Source organism: Streptomyces sp. NK08204 (assembly GCF_020400585.1).
Taxonomy (GTDB): Bacteria; Actinomycetota; Actinomycetes; order Streptomycetales; family Streptomycetaceae; genus Streptomyces.
Window position 1 is genome coordinate 217,540 of sequence record NZ_JAINVF010000002.1, and the last position, 18,834, is coordinate 236,373.

General features: G+C 70.8%; 11 protein-coding genes. 6 read left to right on the forward strand and 5 right to left on the reverse strand.

Annotated elements, in window-relative coordinates:
• Positions 1 to 242 precede the first annotated feature (242 nt).
• Positions 243 to 2,549: a helix-turn-helix domain-containing protein gene (locus K7G59_RS04120; RefSeq protein ID WP_225830429.1), complete on the reverse strand. Its 2,307-nt coding sequence runs from the start codon at positions 2,547 to 2,549 to the stop codon at positions 243 to 245.
• Between the two features lie 379 nt (positions 2,550 to 2,928).
• Between K7G59_RS04120 and K7G59_RS04125 the strand changes: the two genes are divergently transcribed.
• Both K7G59_RS04125 and K7G59_RS04130 read left to right on the forward strand, forming a co-directional pair.
• Positions 2,929 to 3,663, forward strand: a complete 735-nt coding sequence (locus tag K7G59_RS04125; protein ID WP_225830430.1) for a DUF4232 domain-containing protein — start codon at positions 2,929 to 2,931, stop codon at positions 3,661 to 3,663.
• 176 nt (positions 3,664 to 3,839) lie between these two features.
• On the forward strand, positions 3,840 to 4,583 hold the full coding sequence (locus tag K7G59_RS04130) for a FadR/GntR family transcriptional regulator (RefSeq protein ID WP_225830431.1): 744 nt from the start codon (positions 3,840 to 3,842) through the stop codon (positions 4,581 to 4,583).
• Between the two features lie 109 nt (positions 4,584 to 4,692).
• Here the strand turns inward: K7G59_RS04130 and K7G59_RS04135 are convergent, their stop codons facing one another.
• Entirely contained in the window at positions 4,693 to 6,366 is a 1,674-nt protein-coding gene (locus tag K7G59_RS04135) for an L-lactate permease (RefSeq protein WP_225830432.1), read from the reverse strand.
• A gap of 199 nt (positions 6,367 to 6,565) precedes the next feature.
• Here K7G59_RS04135 and K7G59_RS04140 point away from each other — a divergent pair, with 199 nt between their 5' ends.
• From K7G59_RS04140 to K7G59_RS04150, 3 genes are read left to right on the forward strand one after another with little or no spacing between them, the layout of a single operon-like run.
• Positions 6,566 to 7,339 carry a (Fe-S)-binding protein gene (locus K7G59_RS04140; RefSeq protein ID WP_225830433.1) on the forward strand — a complete coding sequence of 258 codons (774 nt, stop codon included), beginning with the start codon at positions 6,566 to 6,568 and terminating at the stop codon, positions 7,337 to 7,339.
• Positions 7,336 to 8,889, forward strand: a complete 1,554-nt coding sequence (locus K7G59_RS04145; RefSeq protein ID WP_225830434.1) for a LutB/LldF family L-lactate oxidation iron-sulfur protein — start codon at positions 7,336 to 7,338, stop codon at positions 8,887 to 8,889. Before K7G59_RS04140 ends, K7G59_RS04145 begins: the two co-directional genes overlap by 4 nt.
• Positions 8,886 to 9,521: an LUD domain-containing protein gene (locus tag K7G59_RS04150; RefSeq protein ID WP_225830435.1), complete on the forward strand. Its 636-nt coding sequence runs from the start codon at positions 8,886 to 8,888 to the stop codon at positions 9,519 to 9,521. The genes K7G59_RS04145 and K7G59_RS04150 overlap by 4 nt, the downstream gene beginning before the upstream one ends.
• A 333-nt stretch (positions 9,522 to 9,854) precedes the next feature.
• Here K7G59_RS04150 and K7G59_RS04155 read toward each other — a convergent pair whose 3' ends face one another.
• Both K7G59_RS04155 and K7G59_RS04160 read right to left on the reverse strand, forming a co-directional pair.
• Positions 9,855 to 10,334: a hemerythrin domain-containing protein gene (locus K7G59_RS04155; protein ID WP_225830436.1), complete on the reverse strand. Its 480-nt coding sequence runs from the start codon at positions 10,332 to 10,334 to the stop codon at positions 9,855 to 9,857.
• A gap of 334 nt (positions 10,335 to 10,668) precedes the next feature.
• On the reverse strand, positions 10,669 to 11,154 hold the full coding sequence (locus K7G59_RS04160) for a MarR family winged helix-turn-helix transcriptional regulator (RefSeq protein ID WP_225830437.1): 486 nt from the start codon (positions 11,152 to 11,154) through the stop codon (positions 10,669 to 10,671).
• Between the two features lie 97 nt (positions 11,155 to 11,251).
• Between K7G59_RS04160 and K7G59_RS04165 the strand changes: the two genes are divergently transcribed.
• Positions 11,252 to 12,358 (forward strand): epoxide hydrolase family protein, encoded by a 1,107-nt coding sequence (locus K7G59_RS04165; RefSeq protein ID WP_225830745.1) that lies wholly within the window; start codon positions 11,252 to 11,254, stop codon positions 12,356 to 12,358.
• A 98-nt stretch (positions 12,359 to 12,456) separates the two neighbouring features.
• Here the strand turns inward: K7G59_RS04165 and K7G59_RS04170 are convergent, their stop codons facing one another.
• Entirely contained in the window at positions 12,457 to 18,618 is a 6,162-nt protein-coding gene (locus K7G59_RS04170) for a LamG-like jellyroll fold domain-containing protein (RefSeq protein ID WP_225830438.1), read from the reverse strand.
• Between the last annotated feature and the right edge of the window lie 216 nt (positions 18,619 to 18,834).

Genomic DNA, 18,834 nt, shown 5'->3' on the forward strand with positions numbered 1-18,834 from the left:
CGTGTGCCCCGAAGGGCGGTCGGCCTCACCCGGCAGGACGGAGCCGGCGCGCCGGCGAGGCGTCCTCACCGACCGCCAGGGCATCCGACTCCCCGTGTCGCCGACCGGCGGCGACACGGGGACGGCGTCACCGGCTGCCGGCCCCGCTCGGCAGAACGGCGTACCGCGGCGAGCGTCGCACCCCTGTCGGCAGGGCCCTGGCTGCGCCTGGGGGCAGCCGGTGCGCAGGCAACGTCCGGGCCTCACATGGGGGCGGCGGCCTCGTCGAGCGCCGCGAGTGCGGCGACGGCCTCGGCCTGGCGCGGGCTCTTCAGCGCGGCGAGGGCGTCGCGGGCGGCGAGCAGTGTCTCCCGGGCCTGCGGGTGCCCCATGGCACTGAGCACCTGGCCCAGGTCGAGCCGGGCCGGTCCGGCCCAGGCCGGCATCTGCGCGGCCTCGAAGGCGGTGAGGGCCTGCCGGAGCGACGGTTCGGCCTCGGTCCAGCGTTCCAGGGCCGCCAGGTCGTTGCCGATCTGCTGCCGGGCGACCGCGTGGTACAACGCGATCAGCTCGTCCGTCCGGCCCGGGATTCCCGCGCGGCAGATCCGCTCGCTGCGGCGGTGGATCTCCAGGGCTTCCGCCGCCAGGCCGGCCTGGCGGAGCAGGGTGCCGAGGGAGTTGAGGATCGTCAGCTCGGCCAGCCGGGCCTGCGGGGACTCCTGCGAGGCCAGGCAGCGGGCCGCCTCGTGCAGCCGGGACTGAGCCTCCTGCGCCCGGCCCAGCCGGTGGACCGCGCCCGCGCCGTAGCCGAGTGCCCAGCCTTCCTGAAGCCCGTCCCCGCAGTCGCGGGCCGCCACGAGCGCGGCGTCGGCGGCCGTCAGGGCGGCGTGGGGATCGGCGACGCAGAGGTTGTAGGCCCAGGCGAGGTAGTTGAGGTGGAGTGCCTCCTCCCGCCTGCTGTCCAGCGCGCGGGCGGAGTCGACGGAGAGCTGGAACACCTCCACCCACTGCTCCCAGTGCTGGTTGAGGTCGGAGAACCAGTGCATCGCCTCCGCCGTGTCCAGGACCTGCCGGTGGCGGCCGGTGCCATGGGCCCGGCGCAGCGAGGCGAGCCACTGGGCGCGCTCGGCCTCCAGCCAGGCCCGCGCCTCCTCCCGGCCGGTGGGCGCCGTGTCCGGGTCCGGGTCGTCGTGCGAAGCGGTCCGGTCGTGGTCCACGTCGAAGTTCAGCGCGGCGGCGGTGGCCCGGCGCAGCATCCACTGTGCGGCCCGGTCGAGAGCGGCGTCGCGGCCGGCGGGGCCGTCCTCGGCCGCGACCTGCTCGGCCGCGTAGAGCCTGAGCAGGTCGTGGAAGCGGTAACGCTCGGTGGCGGCATCGCTCTGGAGCAGCCCGGCGTCGGTCAGTTCCTCGGCGCAGGCGACCGCCTCGTCGTAGGGCAGGCCGGCCAGGAGGGCGCCGGTCTCGGCGCTGAAGTCCGCTCCTGCGGCCAGCGAGGCACGGCGCAGAAACGTCCGGGACTCCTGGGGCAGTTGCCGGTACGAGAGCGCGAAGGCGGCACGCACCCGCAGGCTTCCGGCCTGGAGGCCGTCCAGCCGCCTGCCCTCGGCGGCGAGGCGGGTGACGAGTTTGCCCAGGCGTTCGTGGGGGCGGCTGAGGAGGCGCTGGCCGGCGATCCGGACGGCCAGCGGCAGGTGTCCGCACAGGTCGGCGAGGTCGCGTGCGGCCTGTGCCTCCGCCTGGACCCGTTCCGGGCCGATGATCCGGGTCAGGAGTTCGACCGCCTCCTCGCGCCGCAGCAGGGCCAGATCGCTGCGGTGGACGGATTCCAGACCCGCCAGGAGGTGCCGGCTGGTGACGATGGTCAGCGACGGGCCGGCGCCGGGCAGCAGGGGGCTGACCTGGGCCTCGTCGGCGGCGTTGTCCAGCAGCAGGAGCACACGCCGGTCGCCGACCAGGGATCGCCACAGGCCCGCCCGGTCGTCGGTGCCGGCCGGTATCGCGGCGTCGGCGACCCCCATCGCGCCCAGCAGCCGGGCGAGCGCGTCCCGCGGTGTGGTCGGCTCGGGGTCCATGCCGTGCAGGTCCAGGGCGAACTGCCCGTCCGGGAAGTGCGGGGCGAGGCGGTGCGCGGCGTGCACCGCGAACGCGGTCTTGCCCAGACCTGGCTGCCCGGCGACCACGGTGACCAGGGGCCGGCCCGGATCGGCGTCCTGCGCCAGGTCCAGCAGCCGGGCGAGGGCCGGGACGCGGGCGGTGAAGTCCTGGATGTCGCGTGGCAGGGCCAAGGTGACGGGGGCGGCCGGGCCGGTGGCCGTCCGTGGGCGCGGACGGCCCAGGGCGGCGGACTTCTCCAGGTCCGCCGCCTCGTCGTCGTCCAGTCCCAGTGCCTCGGCCAGAACCTGGACCGTACGGCGCTGTGGCCCCCGGGTGCGCCCGCGTTCCATGTCGGCCAGGGCCCGGATGCTCACCCCGGCCGCGTGCGAGAGAGCCTCCTGGCTCAGTCCGGCACGTGCCCGCAGGTGGCGCAGCCGCTGTCCGAAGTCGCCCGTGAGAGGCGTGCCAGCGCGCACCGTCGATGTCCCCCGATCGTTCGGCTCGTCCGGATGAGAGCCTCCGGCAGAAGTATGGCGAAGGGCATTTCTGCCGGGAGAACCGCCTGGGACGCGGAGACCGGAGGTGATCAAATCGAGGCATGCGCGGGCCGCCCCGGGCACACGAGGTCCGGGCAACGAAGCCTCAGCGGACGGATCCGTCAGGGGACGGACGCCGTGCGGCCCGGGAGCGGCACAGACCACCCGCTGCCGAACGACCACGGCATGCACGTGTCGTGTGCACCCACTGTCCGGCTACCGGCCGGGGCCAGGGCGACTGAGCACCGCGGAACACCAGCAGAACGATTTCGGCCGACGGCACCGAGCCGCGGCCCCTACCACTCACGGGGGACTCTCCATGAACACGCTTCGTCACCGCTCCGCCCTGCTCGCTGTCGCGGGCGCGGCCCTCGTCCTGTCCCTCACCGCCTGCCAGAGCGATGCGGACACCAAATCGGCGCCCGCGGGCACTTCGGCGAGCGCGCAAGCGCAGGACGGCAAGGGCACCGGCACGTCCGACCCGGCAGGTTCGACCGACTCGGCGGGCTCGACGGGCTCGAGCACCTCGACGGGACCGAACAACTCGACGGGCTCGAAGGGCTCGAAGGGCTCCACCGCCGCCGGCGGCTCCGCGGGGACGACCGGCTCGTCCGGCGAGCAGGTGACCGCCTCAACCCCGGTCTGCGCCGCGCGGGACGTCACCGTCACCGCCGCCACGCAGGACGGTCCGCCCTACACCCACCTCGTCCTCACGGCGAAGAACACCTCCGGGCACTCCTGCCGGCTGACGGGCTTTCCGCACATCCAGTTCCTGGAGAGCCACAAGCAGGACGTTCCGGCCGTAGCCAAGAGCAAGCCGGCCTCGCCGGTCGTGCTCACGGCGGGGGCCCCGGCCTACGCGCTGGTCAAGCTGTCGGACGGCGGGGTCGACGAGGACAATGAGCCCGTGTCGGCGTTCTCCGTGATGCTCGAGGGCGACTCGACGGTCATCGCCGTCACCGCACCCGGCAGCGGCGGCATCGCCGTCGACCCGGCGAAGGCGCTCACCGGTTACTGGACCCCCGAGCTCCGCAACGGCGCGGACGACTTCTGAGACCCGCTGCGGGGCATGACGGGCCCGAACGGCAACGGCAACGGCACCGCGAGGCTCGTTCGGCGCTCCCTGGCACCTGCTGTCTCTGAGCACCCTGAGTGACGGCTTTGGTCCGACCACAAGCGATGTGTGACATAGTCGTTGCAGGGGCCTTCGATCAGGGAGGGAAGTGCGTCATGTCCGTCGAGTGGGAGCCGGTCCGGCAGTCCCGCACCCACGAACTCGTGCTGGAGAGCATCGAGGCGCGGGTGCTGGCCGGTGAGCTCAAGGCCGGTGACAGGTTGCCGCCCGAGCGGGAGCTGGCGCCCGTGCTGGGGGTGAGTCGCTCCGCTCTGCGTGAGGCGCTGCGTGTGCTCGAGACGATCGGCGTGCTGGTCGCCCAGTCCGGTCGAGGACCGGACGCCGGGGCGCGGATCGTGCGGCATCCCGACGACGCGCTCGGGCGGCTGCTGCGCCTGCACTTCGCCCTGGGCAGTTACAGCCTGGAGGACGTGCTGGAGGCGCGGGTCACGCTGGAGCGTTCCAGCTTCCAGGCCGCCGCCGACCATGCCTCGGCGGAGGAGCTCGAGGAGGCGGAGACGCTCCTGTGGAGGATGCGGGCGCCCGGTGTGGACGTCGCGGAGTTCAACGACCTCGACACCAGGTTCCATGTCCTGATCGCCCGGAGCTCCGGCAACCAGCTGACCTCCACCCTCACCTCGGCCGTACGCGAGTCCGTGCGCCCGCTGATCCTGCGCGCCCTGGAGGCGGTCGAGGACTGGCCGGCCGCGGCGGGTTGCCTGAACGACGAACACGCGGAACTCCTGCGTCTGGTACGGGTCGGGGAGGGCGCGGCGGCGGCGGATCTGGTCGAGAAGCACATCCGCGGCTTCCACGGCACGCTGGTCGACGACAAGAAGCCGGAGCCCGGCGGTCAGTAGCACGGTGGTGCAGGGCGGCGGCAGATGTGTGTGGGGGACCGGGGCGAGCAGCCCGGTCCCCCACATGCGTCGGGGTGCTGTTACGGCGGCGACGTGTGGCGTGGTGCTGTTACGGCAGCATCCAGGACAGGGCCGGCAACGACTGCAGGTAGACCAGCAGCCCCAGAACCGCCAGCATCGCGATGCTGTAGGCGACGACCTTGCGCAGCAGGATCCGTTCCGAGCCCGGCTGTCCCACCGCGGTCGCCGCGATGGTGAGGTTCTGCGGGCTGACCAGCTTGCCGACCACGCCGCCGGAGGTGTTCGCGGCCACCAGCAGGGTCGGGTCGATGCCCGCGCTCTTGCCCGCAGTCTGCTGGAGGGTGGCGAACAGGGCGTTCGCGGAGGTGTCGGAGCCGGTGACGGCGGTGCCGAGCCAGCCGAGGGCGGGCGAGAGCAGGGCGAAGATTCCGCCGACCGTGGCGAGCCAGGCGCCGATGGCGACGGTCTGGCCGGACTGGTTCATGACGTAGCCCAGTGCCAGCACGGTGGCGACCGTGGCTATGGCCGTGCGCATGTTCTTGAGCGTGCGGCCCGCGGCGAGCAGACCGGTACGGGCGGACATCGGGAACCGGTCGCGGTCGCTCGCGAGGCTGTAGACGAGGATCACCAGGAGGCCGGAGGCGATCAGCAGGGTGCCGGGGTTGCCGAGGACCTCCAGCTTGTAGATCGCGCTGCCGGCCGGGGAGCCGTCGCCGGCGAGCAGCCTGCCGTACAGTCCGGGCCACTTCAGCTCGATCCTGACTCTGCCGAGGAGTTCGGGGACGTCGAGCCCGCCGGTCTTGAGCTTGGCCAGTCCGAAGACCGTGATCACCAGGAGGTACGGCAGTACGGCCAGGGTGACCCGGCTCGGGGTCAGCGGTTCGGCCTCGACCTGGGAGCGCTGGTCGTCCGGGGTCTTCGGCGCCCAGAACCGCAGCATGGTCACCGCGGCGGCGAAGCCGGCCAGCGAGGAGACCACGTCGGTGAGCTCGTACGCGAAGTGGGAGGCGCACCAGAACTGGGTCGCGGCGAAGACGAATCCGGTGACCAGGGCGATGGGCCACAGCTGCCGGAAGCCGCGCACCCCGTCGACGAGGAAGAGCAGCAGCATCGGGACGAAGAGGGCGAGCAGCGGGGTCTGCCGGCCGACGACGGCGGCGATGTCCTCGGGGGCGATGCCGGTGAGGTTGCCGGCTGTGGTGATGGGGATGGCCATGGCGCCGAAGGCGACCGGTGCCGTGTTGGCGACGAGGACGGTCACGGCCGCCTTGAGTCTCGGCAGGCCGATCGCCATCAGCATGGCGGCGGTGATGGCGACGGGCGCGCCGAAGCCGGCCAGTGCCTCGAGGAGGCCGCCGAAGCAGAAGGCGATGAGCATCGCCTGGACGCGCAGGTCGCCACGGCCGACGGTGCTGAAGGAGCGGCGCAGGTCCTCGAACCGGTTGCTGACGACGGTGAGTTCGTAGAACCAGATGGCGGCGACGACGATCAGCATCACCGGGAACAGGCCGAAGACCATGCCCTGGGTGGCGGACAGGAGACCGAGCCCGACCGGCATCCCGTACCCCAGCACCGCGATCGCCAACGCGGTGACCAGGGCCCCGAGGGCTGACTGAAGTGCCGGGCGCCTGGCCGCCATCAGCAGCAGGAAGAAGACCGCGAGGGGCACAAGACCGAGCAGGGCGGTGGCGGTGAGACTGCCCCCGACGGCGGTCACATCAGGGGTGTAGGCCGCGAGGACGGCCGGGTGCGCTGTGATCACGTACGTGCTCCTCCTTGAGTACGGGCGCTGCGGTGGCGTCGCCGTCGGTGTCCCGTCCCGGCGGGCGTGCGCCCTTGGTGCTGCCGAAGCGGCCATCAGTAGGACACCAATGACCTCCCATGTCAATAAGGTCGGACCGAACTGTGGTGCAGGTAAGGGTCTGTGCCTACTATGGTCGGACCGAACTAGGGAGGCTCCCGTGCGCATAGGACTCTTCGCCACCTGTCTGGGGGACACACTGTTCCCCGACGCGGTGAAGGCGACCGCGGTGCTGCTCACCCGGCTGGGCCACGACGTGGTGTTTCCGCCGGAGCAGACCTGTTGCGGTCAGATGCACATCAACACCGGCTACCAGCGCGAACCGGTCCCGTTGGTGCGGGGCTTCGCCGAGCAGTTCGGTGACCCGTCGATCGAGGCGGTGGTCATGCCGTCCGGCTCCTGCGTGGGCTCGGTCCGCCACCAGCACGAGATCGTGGCCGAGCGGTACGGGGACGCGGCACTGCGCGACGGGGTCGCCACCGTCAAGGCCAAGACCTACGAGCTGTCGGAACTCCTCGTCGACGTACTCGGCATGACCGATGTCGGCGCCTGGTTCCCGCACCGGGTGACCTACCACCCGACCTGCCATTCGCTGCGGATGCTGCGGGTGGGGGACAAGCCGCTGACGCTGCTGCGCGCGGTCGACGGCATCGACCTGGTGGAGCTGCCGGAGGCGGACGCCTGCTGCGGGTTCGGCGGCACCTTCGCGGTCAAGAACGCCGACACCTCCGCCGCCATGCTCCAGGACAAGATGCACAACGTGCTGTCCACCGGCGCGGACGTGTGCACGGCCGGCGACTCCTCCTGCCTGATGCAGATCGGCGGAGGCCTGTCCCGCATCCAGGCCGGGACCCGCACCCTGCACCTCGCGCAGATCCTCGCCTCCACCCGCACCTCGCCCTGCGTCCTGCCGGAGCCGGAGGCCGCCCGATGAGCAGCACCTTTCTCGGCATGCCCGCCCCGCCGCCCCGCTCCCCGTACGGGACCGGCAATCTGCGCGGGGACCGGAAGTTCCCGAAGGCGGCCCACGACGAACTGCGCAACGAGCAGTTGCGCGGCAACCTCCGCAAGGCCACCCACTCCATCCGCGCCAAGCGGCTCGCCGTCACCGGCGAACTGCCCGACTGGGAGCGGCTGCGCGAAGCCGGCGCGGCGATCAAGACGGACACCATGAACCGGCTGCCCGAGCTGCTCGAACAGCTGGAGCGGAAGGTCACCGAGCACGGCGGCACCGTCCACTGGGCGCGCGACGGCGTCGAGGCCAACGAGATCGTCACCCGCCTGGTCAAGGAGACCGGCAGCGACGAGGTCATCAAGGTCAAGTCGATGGCCACCCAGGAGATCGGCCTCAACGAGCACCTTGCGACCCAGGGCATCACCGCGTACGAGACGGACCTCGCCGAGCTGATCGTGCAGCTCGCGGACGACAAGCCGTCGCACATCCTGGTCCCGGCGATCCACCGCAACCGCCACGAGATCAGGGACATCTTCCGTGCGGCCATCCCGGGCGTCGACTCCGACCTCGACTCCGTACCGGCCCATCTGGCCGCCGCGGCCCGGTCGTATCTGCGGGAGAAGTTCATGACGGTACGGGTGGCCGTCTCCGGCGCCAACTTCGGCATCGCCGAGACCGGCACCCTCTCCGTGGTCGAGTCCGAGGGCAACGGCCGCATGTGCCTGACCCTGCCCGACACCCTGATCACCGTCATGGGCATCGAGAAGGTGCTGCCGCGCTACCAGGACCTGGAAGTCTTCCTGCAACTGCTGCCACGCTCCTCGACCGGCGAGCGGATGAACCCGTACACCTCGATGTGGACCGGTGTGACCCCGGGCGACGGCCCGCAGGCGTTCCACCTGGTACTCCTCGACAACGGGCGTACCGCGGCGCTCGCCGACCGGATCGGGCGCGAGGCGCTCAGCTGCATCCGCTGCTCCGCCTGCCTCAACGTCTGTCCGGTGTACGAGCGGGCCGGCGGCTACGCCTACGGATCGACGTACCCCGGACCCATCGGCGCGGTGCTCACCCCGCAGCTCGCCGGAATGCACGCCGCGAAGGACGACCCGAACAGCTCGCTGCCGTACGCCTCCAGTCTGTGCGGCGCCTGCTTCGACGCCTGCCCGGTGAAGATCGACATCCCGTCGCTCCTGGTGGAGCTGCGGCACCAGCACACGGAGCAGTCCGGCACCACGGCGGAGAAGCTGGCGATGAAGGCCGCGGCGACGGTCATGAAGCGGCCCCGGCTGTTCACCGCCGCACAGAAGGCCGCCGGGCCCGGCGGCCGGCTGGTGGCCGGACGGGACCGGAAGATCTCGCGTCTGCCGGCACCGTTCGACGGCTGGACCGACAGCCGGGACGTCCCGGCCCCGCCCAGGCAGACCTTCCGCTCCTGGCTGGCGTCCGCGGAGGGACAGGCCACCCTGCGGGCCGCCGCCGCAGAGGGTGCCGACTCCGGGAGCGACCCTCGTGAGGAGGAGAACCAGTGACCGCTACCGCACGTGAGACGGTGCTCGGACGTGTCCGGGACGCCCTCGTCCTCTCCGGCCCAGCGCAGGTGACGGTCCCGCGCGAGTACCGCACCGGCCGTGTTCTGCCCGACGACGAACGGCGGGCCCTGTTCGTGGACCGCCTGGCCGACTACCAGGCGCATGTGCACACCTGCACCGCCGACCGGACCCCGGCCGTGATCGCCGAGGTGCTGCGCGAGCACGGGGCGCGCAGGATCGGTGCGCCCGCCGACCTCGACGCGTCCTGGCTCGCCGCCTACGACGGCCGGATCCAGTGGGACCGCGCGGACATCCCGGCTCACCGGCTCGGTGAGCTGGACGGGGTGGTGACCGCGTCCACGGTCAGCTGCGCGGAGACCGGCACCATTTTCCTGGACGGCTCCCGCGGGCAGGGCCGGCGCGCGCTGTCTCTCGTCCCCGATCTGCACGTCTGCGTCGTCGACCTGTCGTCGGTGGTGGCCGGTGTGCCGGAGGCGCTCGCCCGGCTCGTGCCGGAGCGCCCGACGACGCTGATCAGCGGCCCCTCGGCCACGTCCGACATCGAGCTGGAGCGCGTCGAGGGAGTGCACGGACCGCGCACCCTGGTGGTGGTGGTGCGCACCGACGCGTGAGCGGCCGCGGCCCCCGCCGGGAAGGAACAGCCGGGGGCGCCGTCGCGCCGGGGAACCGCCGGCGGGCTCCTGGCAGCTCACCCGCGTGCAACGCCGGGCCCTGGTGGAGGAGGAGCCGCCCGTGAGCCCGGCAGGACGGGCCGCAGGCCAGTGCCCTGCGGCGGGCGTGCGAGGAGCATCTGGTCCGGGTGCATGCGGGAGGCACCCGGACAAGGTGCACGTGAGCGGGCCGGACAACGGCCGTGGCACCGCCTCGCCGGCCTGCGGGCGCGCTTCACCCCCGCGACGACGTCGCACGCCACGCGCTCCGGGCCGGCCGCCGACCCCTGTGTCTCACCGGTGGGAATGCGCCAGCTCGGTGAGAAGCTGCTCCGTCTCCTGTGCGGAAAGCCGCTGGTCGAGCAACGGCAGGTAGATCTCCTCCTCTTTCGCGAAGTGGACCTTGACCAGCGTGTACAGGCCGTAGAGGACGCGTCGCAGTGCGGCCTTCCGCCGTTCGTCCAGCTCGTGCACCGTCGCGCGCAGTATGTCCAGCTCGCCTGCCAGGCGGCCGATCTCGACGTGTTCCCTGGACATCGTCGCGGTCGCTTCGGCGGCGCCCATCGCTCGGGCGACCGCCGGGTACAGCACTCGTTCCTCGGCTTCGGCGTGGGGGATGAGGTGCTCGGCCAGGAACGTATGGAGGCCGGCGAGTGCGGTGCCGAGTGTGTCCGGCGTGGTTCGACCCACCGAGTCGGCGGTGGTGCGCAGTGTCTCGATGTGCGGCAGCAGGTGCGCGTGCTCGTCGCGCAGTTTCTGGGTCAGCGTGCTCACGGTCTTCTCCTCTCGTGAACCGTCGGATCGCAGACCGGACGCGGGGATGCGCCTCCCGGTGGGCTGCAGGCATCTGCGAGGGACGGACGGCGTCGGCGGGTCGGGAGGGGGCGGACAAGGCCGTCACCGCGAAGCCGCAATGCGTCGGAATCTATCGGCCGGACCGTTCGCCGACACCGATTGACGACGCGAGTTGCCGACACCGATTGCCGACGCGAGTTGCCGGCACTCACCGCGCCTGGGACTGTCCTGGTCTTCGCGTGGGCCTCGGCCTGACCCGGTCGGCACAAGCCGTCGAAGGGCGGGGCGAGGCTCGCGACGGACGGACGGATGACTATGCCGCGTCGTCCGGGCGGGGGTGCGGGGGCCGGTGGTGCTCGGTCAGGAGGGTGAGCAGCCGGGTGAGTTCCTCCTGCTGACCGGGGGTGAGGGGAGCGAGGAGTTCGCGCTGGGCCTCGGTGACGAGCGTATCGAGGCGCTCCAGGCGGCGGCGGCCGGTGGCGGTGAGGGTGATGACGTTGCGGCGGCGGTCGGCGGGGTCGGGTTCGCGGCGGATGCATCCGGCGTCGGCCAGTTCGTTGAGGACGGCGACCATGTCGCTGCGGTAGATGCCGGTGCGGCGGCTGAGTTCGGCCTGGCTGGCGGCACCGGCCTCGGCGAGCCCGACCAGCACGGCGAAGTGCCATTTGCGAGCGCCTTCGGCGGCCAGGCGCTCGCCCACGAGCCGGTCGGCGACGGCCGCGGCCCCGGCGAGCAGGCGGCTGGGGATGGCGCGCAGCCGGGCCGGGGTGGGTTCTGGGGTCGGTCGGGTCGCGCTCATGAATTCCTCCACCTCTTGTGTTAGTGCCACTAACAGTCTACCCTCGTTAGTGTCACGAACGTTTGGCTGTCAAACGAATCTCTCCGGAGTGAAGACCATGATCAAGCCGTTCCGTATCGACATCCCCCAGGCCGACCTCGACGACCTGACCGACCGGCTCTCCCGCACCCGTTGGCCCAACGAGGTCGCCGGCGCCGGGTGGGACTACGGCTTCCCGCTGGCGCGGCTGAGGGAACTCGCCGAGTACTGGCGCACCGGCTACGACTGGCGTGCGCATGAGGCCGAGCTCAACGAGCTTCCCCACTTCACCACCGAGATCGACGGCCAGAACATCCACTTCGTCCACGTCCGGTCCTCGAAGCCGGACGCGCTCGCGCTGGTCCTCACCCATGGCTGGCCCGGTTCGTTCCTGGAGTTCCTCGACGTGATCGAGCCGCTGTCGCGCGACTTCCATCTGGTGATTCCGTCCATCCCGGGTTACGGCTTCTCCGGGCCGACCCACCAGCGCGGCTGGGACATCGTCCACGTCGCGCGGGCCTGGGCCGAACTGATGCGCCGTCTCGGGTACGAGCGCTACGGCGCGCAGGGCGGCGACTTCGGCTCGGGCATCTCCCTGGCGCTCGGCGCGGTGGCACCCGAGCAGGTCGTCGGAGTGCACGTCAACTACCTGCCGACCAGGCCGGACCCGGATGCCGGCATCGAACTGTCCGAAATGGATGAAGCCCGGCTGGACAGGATCAGGCAGCTGATGGCGAATCGGCCGCCGTACCAGGCCTTGCAGGCCACCACCCCGCAGACCATCGGCTACGCGCTGACCGACTCGCCGGTCGGCCAGCTGGCCTGGATCGCCGAGCGCTTCGCGCACTGGACCGATCCTCGCTCGACGATCAGCGACGAGCGGATGCTCACCGACGTCTCGCTGTACTGGCTGACCGCCACCGCCGCCTCGTCGGCGCGGCTGCACCGCGAGGCGCCGCGGCGGATCGAGCCGTGCCCGGTGCCGGTGGGGGTGGCGGTGTTCGCGCACGACATCACGCAGTCGGTGCGCCCGCTGGCCGAGCGGCTGTACGACATCAGGCACTGGTCGGAGTTCGAGCGCGGCGGTCACTTCGCCGCGATGGAGGTTCCGGAGCTGCTCGCCCAGGACGTCCGGGACTTCTTCCTCACCCGTATCAAGGAGGACCGGCAGGTCGCCACCCGCTGAGAGGCACTGCGGGCCGCGCCTCGCCGCGCATCCGGGAAGACGGTGGGCCCCCGCCCGCCCTGTCGGGAGCAGCCGGGGGCCCGTTGCGGTGGTGCCGGTCAGCGAAGGGTGCTCACCTCCGTCGCCGAGAGGGTTCGCGGGTAGACGTGGACGTCGGCGACGGAGCCGGGGAACGCCATGTACGGCGTCGTGGCCGAGGCGCTGTTGACGCAGCCGCCGATGGTCAGGGGCAGGGAGGAGTCGTACTGGGGGCTGAGATTGGTATCCGTTCCCATCAGGGTGCCGTCCTGGTAGAGGGCCATCACACCGGTGCTTGAGTCCCCGGCGACCGGTGCCCGGTAGGTGGCGACCAGGTGGGTCCAGGTGCCGACGACACCTGTGCCGTAGTCTCCTTCCGCCGTGGGGAAGTCGGCGCTCGCGTCGTTGCTGGTGGTGGTCTGGAACATCCAGCCCTTGTTGCCGCTGTCGTAGGCGATGTAGAACGCCTGGTGCTGGGTGGTTCCCTGACAGATGGCGCTGGTGTGGAGGGCCGAGTTGATCTTCACCCAGGCGGAGACGGTGTAGTCCCCGAGGGTGTTCACCGCGCTCTGCTTGCTCTTGAGGAAACCGGTGCTGCCGTCGAAGGCCGCGCTGCCGGACAGCCCGCTCGGTGCGTCCGGGCCGAAGCTGACGCTGCCGGCCGGGGTGAGCGGGTTGAGGGAGGCGGTGTCGGTGCCGTCCGAAGCGAGCTTCCACTCGTCCTCGGGCATGCCGTTGTTCCATCCGAGGGGCACGATCACGCTGTTCGCGTCCGCCTCGCTCGCCGTCATCGCGTACGGGTAGACCTGTACGTCCGACACGGAGCCGGGGAAGGGGTTGTACGGCGTGGTCGCGTCGGGGGTGTTGACGCAGCCGCCGATGGTCAGCGGCAGGGAGGAGTCGTACTGCGGCGTGAGGTTGGTGGTGGTCCCCATCAGGGTGCCGTTCTGGTAGATCGACATCACGCCCGTGCCGGAGTCACCGTCGACGGGTGCCGTGTAGGTGACCAGGAGGTGGGTCCAGGTGCCCACGGTCCCCGTGCCGTAGTCCCCTTCGGCGGTGGGCCATTGGGCGTTGTCGTCGTTGGTGGTCGTGGTCTGGAACATCCAGCCCTTGTTGCCGCTGTCGTAGCCGATGTAGAACGCCTGGTGGTGGCTGGTTCCCTGGCAGACGGCCGTCGCGTTGCTCGTCGGCGAGTCGAGCTTCACCCAGGCGGAGACGGTGTAGTCCCCGAGGGTGTTGACGGCTGTGTGATCGCTCTTGAGGAAACCGGTGCCGCCGTCGAAGGACGTGGCGCCCGCGGGGGCGTTGACCGCGTCCGGTCCGGCCGCGTTGAAGGTCGCCCCGCCGACCGCGGTGAATGGGTTGTCCCCGCGCTGGTCGGTGCCGTCGGCGGCCAGGTCCCACTCGTTGTCGGGGGTGTCGCCGCCGGTGGCGAGCGGGACGATCAGGTTCGGCGCGATGCTGACGACCTGGGTGTTGGTGTCGTTGAGATACCGGGCGGCCAGGTCGGCGTAGTACGCGTCGGACGGGTTGCCGTTGTAGAGGTCGGCCGCCTTCACGGTCGAGGAGGTGGCCGTGCCGTCGGTCGAGACCGCCGCGGCGAAGTCGATCACCTGGGACGGGAAGTTGCTGAGCAGATAGCCGTTCACCTGCTCGCGCGCCGCCTCCTGCGTCGCCGTGCCCGGGTGGGCGGCGGTGAACGGCGCGATGGTGGCGAGGTAGACGGTGATGTTGGCGTTCTGCGTGACGGGCTGCCCGTTGATGTAGGTCTGCCCGTCGTCGGTGTAGTAGGAGCTGAGCTGGCTGTTGAGCGAGGCCAGTCCGTTCTCCACCTTCGTGGCACAGGTGTTGGCGTCACTGGTGCAGTTCAGCAGGTCGGTGGCGCCGGTGGAGACGAGGACGGTGCGCACGTTGCCCTGGGCCAGCACGTTGCGGTCCAGCGGGTTCAGCGCATTGGTGGGGTAGCCGCTGTTGGTGATCTGCGGCAGCAGGTTGTTGCTGAGGCTCCAGCTGTTGGTGCCGGCGTTGAGTACGCCGTAGTCCACGGTGCCGTCCCCATTGGGGTCGTCGACGACCGCGCTGGTGATGGCGTCGCTGAGGTGGTGCTTGCCGTCGCCGCTCGCGGTGTCCCCGTTGATGCTCTGGTCGCCGTAGAGGACCAGCGAGCCGGTGGGGGCGGAGGCGGGCGTGGTGACGTCGATGCCGGACAGGTACGGCAGACCGTTGTACGTCGTCTGCGTGAAGTTGGTGGCCGCGGTGTCACCGGTGCGGTTGGCGGCGTCGCTGACCCATACCGGGGTCTGCGCCGACGCGTGACCGGGCATGGCGGACACCGAGCCGTGCACCTGCACGCTGACCAGCGCGGTCGCCTGCTGTGCGACGGCCAGCGTCACCGGGTCGCTGGTGACGTCGCCGCCCGCCGGGACGGTGACGGAGACGGCGCCGCCGTTGAAGGTCAGCGGGACCGGTGCCGCGGCCGTCGTCGCGCCGCCCGCGGTGCCGTCCTGAAGGGCGACGGAGGCCGCGTCGAAGGTCACCGGCGTGGTGCCCATGGCGTTGGACAGATGGATGCGGACGCCGTTGCCGTCGTCGGTGCCGATGCTGACGTGCGCCGGGATGCGCAGCGTCTGCCCGTTGACGGTGGCGGTGCTGCCGCTGGACAGCTGCACCTTGGCGGTGTCCTGGACGGAGGACCAGGTGCCGACCCAGTGCTTGGCGCTCGTTCCGCTGCCGGTGGCGGTCAGCGGCCGTACTCCCATTCCGAGGATGTGCAGGGAGGGCTGGCCGGACTGGACACCATTGGTGAACAGGGGCAGGGTGACGCTGCTGATCACCGATCCCGGGCAGACCAGCGGGACGCTGAAGGCGTAGACCTTGACGCCGCCGCTGGGGCTGGTCTGGGTGTTGTTGCTGTGGTTCTGGTGGACCAGGGTCACCGCTGCCGCGGAGGCGGCCCCGCTGCTCCAGTCGGGCACGGTGTCCAGCTGGTAGGACTGGTCGGCAGGGGCGCCGTTGGGATCCAGACAGTTGTTCTTGGCGTAGGTGATGGTGCCGGTGGCTCCCTTGGCCGCGCCGCCGGTGGCGAAGCCGAGGAACACCACGGCATCACCGGTGTTCACCACGCCGCTGTCCGGCACGGTGACGGTCTGACCGGAGGCGAGCATGTTGTCGTAGGTGCCGGTACCGAACTTCGGCAGCGCGATGCCGGTGCCGTCGACGGTCACCGTCTTGCCGCTCTGCCAGCCCGCCGTGCTCAGGTCGCCGGAGTTGATGCTGTTGCCGGAGCCGTCGGCGTCGGACGGGCTGGTCGTGGTGGAGAAGGTGCTGGTGGCGGTGTTGTTCAGGCAACTGTCGGTGCTGTTGATCGCGCAGTTCAGCGCCGGGGCGAGCCGCAGCACGTCGATGCCCGCCTGGTAGCCGGTGGAAGCGGGGTTCTTGCCGGTCAAAGTGAGGGTCAGCGTGTGCGCGCCCTGCTTGAGGGTGAGCAGCCGGCCGTTCGCGTCCTTGGGCATGCCGAGGTTCACGAACCGCGTGGTGACATAGGAGTTGTAGGCGTCGAAGCCGCTGAGCAGGGTGGACTCGGTGGGCTTGCCCGCGTCCAGGACCAGGCGGTAGATGCCGTAGTCCTTGGCCTTGGTCAGGTTGACCCCGAAGCTCCAGGGGCCGTCCTTCGGGATGTCGAAGCCGAAGGTGGCGCTGTCACCGGCGGCGACCTTGGTGGTGCTGCTCTTGTCGGCGAGCATGGCCTGGTAGCCGTCGGCGAACTCGTAACCGCTGTAGGCGGGCTGGCTGATCAGCTGCCCGCCGGTGCTGGTCGTGGTCGCCTTGGGCACCACGGTGGTGGTGCTGTCCGCGTTGGTGGCCGTCCAGCCGCTGATCATCTTGTCGCCGTAGGCGTACGTCGGCGTGCTGGTGCCGGCGTAGAACGCGTAGGACGTCTGGGTGAGGGACGTCGAACCGGCCTGGTCCACGGACTTGGCGTACAGGGTGTGCGGTCCCGCCTTCGCGGGAGCGAAGGCGGGGGAGGCGCTGCCGTTGATGACCGAGGTTCCGGTGCCGGAGGCGTTGTCGGAGCTGACGTAGTACACATGGCCGGGCACGATCGCCGTGGACGTCGTCCAGTGCGTGACGCTGCTGGTGTAGACCGTGTTGCCGAGCGTGCCGTCCAGCGAGAAGAGGTAGCCGGTGATGTTGTTGGTGCGGTTGTTGCTCAGCGTGAAGGTGCCCTTGTCGCCGAACGCGGCACCGATCTGCTTCGCCGGGAACTGACTGGAGGTCACCGTCGGCGCGGGTGGCGCACTGGTGTCGACCGTGAAGGTCTGGGTCTTGGTCCAGATGCCAGAGCCGGGACCGACCCAGTAGCCGGCCGCGTTCTGGGCGGTGGCCCTCCAGGTGTAGGTGCCGTCCGGCAGGCTCGGGGTGGTCCAGTCGCTGCCGTTGGTGTTGTACCGGGCGCGCTTCTGGGAGTCCAGGTTGGGCCCGAAGCCCTGACCGACCAGGGTCCCCGAGGAGTTGAAGACGTTGTAGTCGATACGCACCAGCTCACTGCCGCCGGCCAGGTCCGGGTCGACGGCGCGCGCGGACAGCGTCGGGGTGTGGGTGGTGGTCATCGTCTTGCCCATGCTCACCGTGGACGGCTTGAGGGCGGGGTCGCCGGTGCCGTCCTTGAGCTTGGGCCGGAAGCTGTAGGTGACCGACATGGTGGCGCCGCCACCGTACGCGAACTGCTTCCACTGCGTCGCGTCGTTCATGTCGGGCGACTGGACCATCAGCGTCATGCTCTTCCAGCCGCCTGATGCCGCGCTCTTCGCCCGGGAGGTCACGTCGAACGCCAGTGACGGCGGGCTGACCCAGGAGTTGCGGCCGTCGGTGACCGGGCAGGTGCCGGCCTCGTGGCTGACGGGGTTGGTACCGAGAGAGCCGGTGCGTCCACCGGGCTCGTGGCCCCAGTACAGGGAGGAGGAGCTCCATCCCGCGGGCCGGTCGGTGCCGTAGACGGCGGCCGGGGTGTCCGCGCAGGAAGCGGCGGAGAGCTGCTTCACGTAGAACGAGGCGTGGATGATCTCGGCGCCCCGGATGCCGCTGGTGTTGATCTGGTAGTAGGTGCGGGCTCGTTCGCCGTTGCCGGGGTAGTAGTTGTCCCACCCCTCGCGCGCGTTGGTCGCGCCCGTGGTGGACGTCGAGTTGTAGACGTTCCAGCCGTTGTCGGAGATCCGCGCCCAGTCCAGCTGGGACGGGTTGCCGCTCCACTCCGGGTCCACGTAGACCGGGTAGGCGGTGCTCTTTGCGGTGAGCAACTTCTTGTCCAGGCCCAGAAGTTGCCTGCCGCCCTTCAGGCTCACCCGCACCTGCGCGCGGTGCCCGCCGACCTTGCCCGCCGCCTTGTGCTCGGCCCGGGCGGCCGAGACGGTCCTGGTGTGGCCCGGGGTTGTGCCGCCGGCCCGGTGACCGGCGCTGTCCCACATCAGCGCGGTGTCGCTGTGGAACACCGTCCTGCCCGTGAGCTTGTCCGTGGCCTGCGCACCACCGTCACGGGTGGGGCTCAGCCTGACGTTGGCCGACGTGGTGTCGAACGCCAGGCGCTGCAGGCGCGGATCGGCCGCCGCCTTCGCTGACTTGACCACGAGAATCGAGGAGTAACCGGAGGCGTCCGCGGTCAGCTGGAGATCGACCTGGGGCAGCACGTCGGGGTAGGTGGCGGTGTCACCGGAGATCACGGGCTTCGGCAGTGCTCCCGGCCAGGCGAAGCCCAGCCGGTGCGCGCCGCTGCGCATCGTGACGAGTGCGCCGGAGCCGCCGCCGGAGAAGGTCACGTCCGTGACGGCGGCCTTGGGCGCCCAGGTCCCGTCCGCCCGCCGCGTCAGCGTGGTGTCGATCGGCACCCACTTCCCGTGCTGCAGGGTGCGCTGGGGCATGGAGGACTGGGTGCGGGTGAAGGTGCCGTCCGGGTTGGCCACCACCAGCGTCCCCGTGTCGGTGAGCTGGTCGACGGTCACCGGCTTGCCGGTCGCCTTCGCGCGGGCGGAGGCCGACTCCGTCGGGTTGAGGCGCCGGGCGGCCGACTGGGAAGACGTGCTGTGCGCCCCCGCCCGAGACGATCGGGCGGGGGCGGCCTGCGCCGCGTGGGCCGTCGCCGTGGCGGTCAGGGACCCGGCGGCCAGGGCCGCGACCACGGCGACGGCGATGGGTCTGGACGCGGGACGTCTGGACGCACGTATGGGTGCGCGAAAGGCGGACATCGAGGTTGGGATTCCTTTGCGGGTCTCAGGCGGTCCCCCCGTGGGCCCGCAGCGCTGTGCATTCTGGAGGGCGGTTTTGATCAGGTCCATGGCAATGCGATCGCCAACTGCCTTGAGGACGGCCGTTTTTGAGCGATGCGTGTCAAGTTGCCCTTCGGCCAAGGTGATTTCTTTGTGATTCTTCTGCGAAGTCTTTACCGAGAGGGGTCAGGTGAA

Bases quoted from the DNA above. Each gene is read 5' to 3' on its own strand.
- K7G59_RS04170 (WP_225830438.1), bottom strand. From the start codon at position 18,618: ATGTCCGCCTTTCGCGCACCCATACGTGCGTCCAGACGTCCCGCGTCC.
- K7G59_RS04145 (WP_225830434.1), top strand. From the start codon at position 7,336: ATGAGCAGCACCTTTCTCGGCATGCCCGCCCCGCCGCCCCGCTCCCCG.
- K7G59_RS04160 (WP_225830437.1), bottom strand. From the start codon at position 11,154: ATGAGCGCGACCCGACCGACCCCAGAACCCACCCCGGCCCGGCTGCGC.
- K7G59_RS04125 (WP_225830430.1), top strand. From the start codon at position 2,929: ATGAACACGCTTCGTCACCGCTCCGCCCTGCTCGCTGTCGCGGGCGCG.
- K7G59_RS04130 (WP_225830431.1), top strand. From the start codon at position 3,840: ATGTCCGTCGAGTGGGAGCCGGTCCGGCAGTCCCGCACCCACGAACTC.
- K7G59_RS04165 (WP_225830745.1), top strand. From the start codon at position 11,252: ATGATCAAGCCGTTCCGTATCGACATCCCCCAGGCCGACCTCGACGAC.